Source organism: Nostoc sp. 'Peltigera membranacea cyanobiont' 232 (assembly GCF_002245985.1).
Lineage (GTDB): Bacteria > Cyanobacteriota > Cyanobacteriia > Cyanobacteriales > Nostocaceae > Nostoc.
This window is the reverse complement of sequence record NZ_NOLK01000286.1, coordinates 1-4,920: the sequence shown is the minus strand read 5'-3', so window position 1 is coordinate 4,920 and position 4,920 is coordinate 1. Positions and strand designations below refer to the sequence as shown.

Annotated in this window: 4 protein-coding genes; all 4 read left to right on the top strand. The window is 41.5% G+C overall.

Annotated elements, in window-relative coordinates:
- The first annotated feature begins 195 nt into the window (after positions 1-195).
- The 4 genes from CDG79_RS39030 to CDG79_RS39015 all read left to right on the top strand — a co-directional run bounded on the left by CDG79_RS39030 (position 196) and on the right by CDG79_RS39015 (position 4,791).
- The gene (locus CDG79_RS39030) at positions 196-591 is read left to right on the top strand and encodes a hypothetical protein (RefSeq protein WP_094346850.1); all 396 of its coding nucleotides are present in this window, start codon (positions 196-198) and stop codon (positions 589-591) included.
- A gap of 406 nt (positions 592-997) precedes the next feature.
- Positions 998-2,767, top strand: coding sequence for a WD40 repeat domain-containing protein (locus CDG79_RS39025; RefSeq protein WP_189525296.1), 1,770 nt, complete (start codon positions 998-1,000; stop codon positions 2,765-2,767).
- 589 nt (positions 2,768-3,356) lie between these two features.
- Positions 3,357-3,548 (top strand): hypothetical protein, encoded by a 192-nt coding sequence (locus CDG79_RS39020; RefSeq protein ID WP_094346848.1) that lies wholly within the window; start codon positions 3,357-3,359, stop codon positions 3,546-3,548.
- A gap of 91 nt (positions 3,549-3,639) precedes the next feature.
- On the top strand, positions 3,640-4,791 hold the full coding sequence (locus tag CDG79_RS39015; protein ID WP_094346847.1) for an AI-2E family transporter: 1,152 nt from the start codon (positions 3,640-3,642) through the stop codon (positions 4,789-4,791).
- Positions 4,792-4,920 lie beyond the last annotated feature (129 nt).

Sequence of the window (4,920 nt, the reverse complement as noted above, 5' to 3'; positions counted from 1 at the left end):
CTCTATCAAACGCCTGCACAAGCACGGGCTTTGAGAGGTGTGGTGAAAAATCCGGGTTGGCAGTATTTATTTAGCGGCTGGGAAAAAAGCACGAACTGTCATCTTTCGTAGAGCAATTATACTTAACCCCATTGTAGGAAGTATTTTGGTAAGCAATTGTGCGAATCTAACAAATAACTTTTCTTGGATAGACTTATGGCTAAGAAATCTCAACAAAATCTAGAACAATACCAAGATGTCAGGTTATCTGCCACCACCAGAATCTGGGTCATTACAGTCGCCATTCTTGGAGTTTGCGTCCCACTGTCAGCCGTTACTAGAAGCGGTGCTATTCTCCCCTTAGTTGCTATTGGTGGCGCAGCTGTTGGTACAGTTGCTGTTTGGCGTTCTGATGAACAAAAATCAAAAACTAACTATTTGCAACAGCAGCAAATAGAACTGTTAGAGCGAAGATTAGCGAATTTAGAAACAATTGTTAGCAGTGATGACTTAAATTTGCAAATGAAAATTAAACAGATTGAGACAAGAGATACTTTTGGCGACTCTTCTGATGTAAGTACTATCCCCAGACAACCAAAACGCAAAGGTTAAAATTAGCCGAACTTTACCGTTTACGCCAATTTAAGATAATCTCCCCGAAAAACACCGTTACTAAGTCAGTCTAGTGGAGGTATTTGTTGACTTAACGTTGCCGCAACCTTTAAAATGCCTGTCATATTAAACTTTACTTTGCAGCTAGAAGTGTTTCCTTAGAAACAGTATCTTGTTATCCATCTCCGTTAGAATTGACTGACATCATTTAATTCTATATACTTCAACTGCATCAGTTCATGAAACGTCTAAGTGCTATCCATCTTTATCTTTCCCGGAAACATCTGCCAATCGCTGTGTTTTATTAGACTACTAACATTACTGAATTTTTAATTAACTAAGGTTATAAACTTGAGTAATTGCATTGGTATAGCTTACCGTAGGTATGCAATAGTTTGCCGCAGGAATGCAGATGGATTGGATTAGCTTGCTTAAAGCTCAACAAACTGACTTCCTTCAACGTGTGAAGAAACCTAAAACTTATGACTTATCTTTATTAGAAAGTCAAGTCAAAGGTTGTCACACTGAAATTATGGCTTTTTGGGGCGAGCCATTGGCTAGACTCCAAGAACTTTCTCGCCAACAAGCAGAAGTTATCGCCAAAAATCCACCGCCGATACCGCCTGAATATCCTGAGCCTCCCGACTGGACGATACCTTTTCCCAAATACTTCCAGCAACAAGCCCAAGATTACCTTTTGCGGGAATTAATTGTCGATAGGGTGATAACTGAACGTTTGGGAAAGTTGGTAAAAAAGGTATCTTGCGATACTTTGCAAAATATGGTTTTAGATGATGAAGGAAATTTGTGTGGCGAAAGCAAATTTTCTTATGTATTAAAAGATAACCCTCAGCTAAGTGTTCAAGTTTATGTTGCTGATGGAGAAAGTTTTAATGGTATTAAGAAAGACAAAATTAAGTGGTCGGTTACTCAAGAAGATTTAAAAAATCACCAAGTATTAATTTTTCTCTGTTTGTTTTATCCATCTACAGGTCAGTTAGGATACGAAAGACAAAGTATAATTACAGGCTTTTTACCTGCTAATCAAATTGAACTTACTGAAACAAAACTCTACATTAATCCGAGTAACTTGTTATATGCCGGGGGGCTGAGTTGGTATTTAGAATCACTTGTTGGTAAAAAAGACTCGTCGCCAGTTATTAACGATCGGGCGATCGCAGATACAATACAGACTTTACCATCAGAGCATTGCCTTAAGGAGGTAGTCGGTGACTGGGAATGCTGGCAAACTTTGCAAGGACACAACAGAGGTATTAATTGTCTAGCTTTCAGTTCTGGGTGTAAGAATGGTAAAGCCTTACCCATATTGGCAAGTGGTAGTCGGGGAGAGACGAAGCTCTGGGATTTAAGCAAAGGTGAATTAATAGATACATTATCAGAGTATCCTTGGGTGATATCTGGGCTAGTGGATGAAGTGAATTCTCTCGCTTTTAGTTCAGATGGACAGACTTTAGTGAGTTGCGGTGCAGATTCCACAATTAAACTTTGGCACGTAGGTGCTTTAGACTTGATAGATATTTTACACAAACATAATGGGGTAGTGCGGTGTGCTGCCTTCACCCCAGATGGGAGAATGTTAGCTACTGGTGGAGATGACAGAAAAATTCTGTTTTGGGATTTAATGCAACGTCAGGTTGCGATCGCCCTTTCTCTAGATGATACAGCAGCTCATTCCCTGGTTTTGAGTCGGGATGGGGAAACTTTAGTTACAGGTAGCTATCGCAAAATCAAAGTTTGGCGTACCTTACCCCAGACGGGGATAAAAAGTTTAAAGGACGCAGAACCACTGCATACCCTCATGGGTCATTCTCACATCGTTCGTTCCTTGGCCATTAGTGCAGATGGTAGAATACTCGTCAGTGGTAGCTGGGATCAAACGATTAAAATTTGGCAATTGGAGACTGGGGAATTACTGCATACTCTGAAAGGACATAGAGATAGAGTATATGCGATCGCACTAAGTCCCGATGGACAAATTATCGCCAGTGGTAGTGCTGATAAAACTATCAAATTATGGCATTTACAAACCGGGGAATTGCTAGGTACATTTACAGGTCATGGGAATATAGTCACAGCATTAGCTTTCACAGCTTCCGGTGAGATGTTGGTTAGCGGGAGTTTGGATAAGACGATTAAAATTTGGCAACGCAGTTGAAATAATTCGTAATTATAGAGTCTTTGAACTGGATGAATCCACCTTTGAACGGGAGCATCCCAATTTTGCCAAAATAAAATTTGTAGTGGGAGCATCTTGCTCCCTAATGTCCAGGAAGCGGGCTAGAAGCCCGCACTACCAAAAAATAAATTTACAGATTTGGGATGCTCCCCCTTTGAACTCCGTTGACGAGAATTAAAGGAAGTGCGGCAGGCTGAGGGTTAACACACCCTGAATTGTCGATGGTGCGTTACGCTAAAGCGATAACACACCCTACTGGGGTGGCTAAAGCTATTGTCGCCCCTAGCCTTCGGTGATGTATCAGTCCAAGTTAATCGCCTCATAGGTTTCCCAAAAAGATAATTTCAAGCACCGATCAGAAACGAAGAATGGGAGGCGTAGCAAGCTTTAAGAGTAGGCGATCGCAATTCGCACATAATTAAACCATCTCCTCCATGCTATTGTTCGCGCAATGGTACTGAACTCGGCATCGCATTTCCTCAAGAAAGTTGCAAAGGATTGTATCTGTAGGTTTATTGTAGAAACTGGGCGATACAGCCCAAATTTTTATATCTACACAAATATTTTTATGGAAAATCAACTAGGATTGGTTCTGAAACTACTTTTACTCTCGGCTTTGTTATCGTTATTGATTAAGTATGCAGGGCCAAATCTATCAATTCCGGCGACAGCAACCAACGCGCTAACCATAATATTGTTGCCGATCGCTATAATTGCGATCGCTCTCCTGTGGCGATTTCAAGCACAGAAACAAAATTAACTTGGGAGCATCTACGCACAAGTTACTAAAATCAGCTAACCTAGCTTAATTACAATAAAATTGCATCTCGCCAACCGTTGGGAGTCAGCCTGTGAAACTCGGTCAATGGATCGGCTTAATCGCCATACTTCTTTCTTTATACATCCTGTGGCAAATTCGGGAAGTGCTTTTGCTGATGTTTGCCGCAGTTGTGCTAGCCACGACTTTAAATAGGCTAGCGAAACGCTTTCAACGCTTTGGAATGAAGCGTGGATTCGCTGTACTCCTAGCAGTAGCTATCTTTTTCGCAGGCGTTGTGGGTTTTTTCTGGCTAATTGTGCCGCCATTTGCCCAGCAGTTTCAAGAACTAACTTATCAAGTTCCTAAAGGGTTTGGGCGCTTTAATAGTTGGCTTGATGCCCTGAGAACTCGTATTCCTGACCAGTTAGTTTCATATATCCCAGATATCAACAGCCTCATCCAACAAGTACAGCCCTTCGTCAATCGCTTGCTGGGAAACTCTTTTGCCTTTGTATCTGGCTCTTTGGAAGTCGTCCTAAAGATTTTGCTAGTGTTGGTTTTAACAGGAATGATGTTAGCCGATCCCCTAGCTTACCGGAAAGTATTTGTGCGGCTTTTCCCCTCATTTTATCGACGACGGGTAGATGGGATTTTAGATCAATGTGAAGTCTCCTTGGAGGGATGGATTACAGGCGCTTTCATTGCCATCTGTGTAGTGGGGGTGATGAGTTTTATTGGCTTATTAATTTTGCATGTCAAGGCAGCACTAGCTTTAGCAGTTTTAGCGGGATTTTTTAACTTAATTCCCAACCTGGGGCCAACGATGAGTGTAATCCCAGCAATGGCGATCGCTTTCTTAGATGAACCTTGGAAAGCGATCGCTGTTTTGATTCTCTACTTTATCATTCAACAGGTTGAGAGCAATTTCATTACGCCCGTCGTGATGGCGCATCAAGTCTCATTGCTACCCGCCATAACCTTAATTGCCCAGCTATTTTTCGTCACTTTCTTTGGCTTTTTAGGATTATTTCTAGCGCTACCCCTGACTGTTGTCGCTAAGATTTGGTTGCAAGAAGTGTTAATTAAAGATGTTTTAGATGAATGGGGAAATAATCATAATAAAGAGACTGAGTTGGTGATAATTTCTGAATCTGCGAGAGTCGATGATAATTGGACAGCAGATAGTCCCAATGTGAATCGGGAGCGATCGATTGATGATGATATCGTGCAAAAAGGAGATTAATTGAATGGCACTAAGAAAAGCCGAAACACTTGTGGTTAAGCAGTTTGCAACTGCTTTCGTAATTCGTGCCGAGGTTTCGTCATTAAGGGGTATGCTTTCGGGCGACGTTTACGAACTCGTGGTTCACTA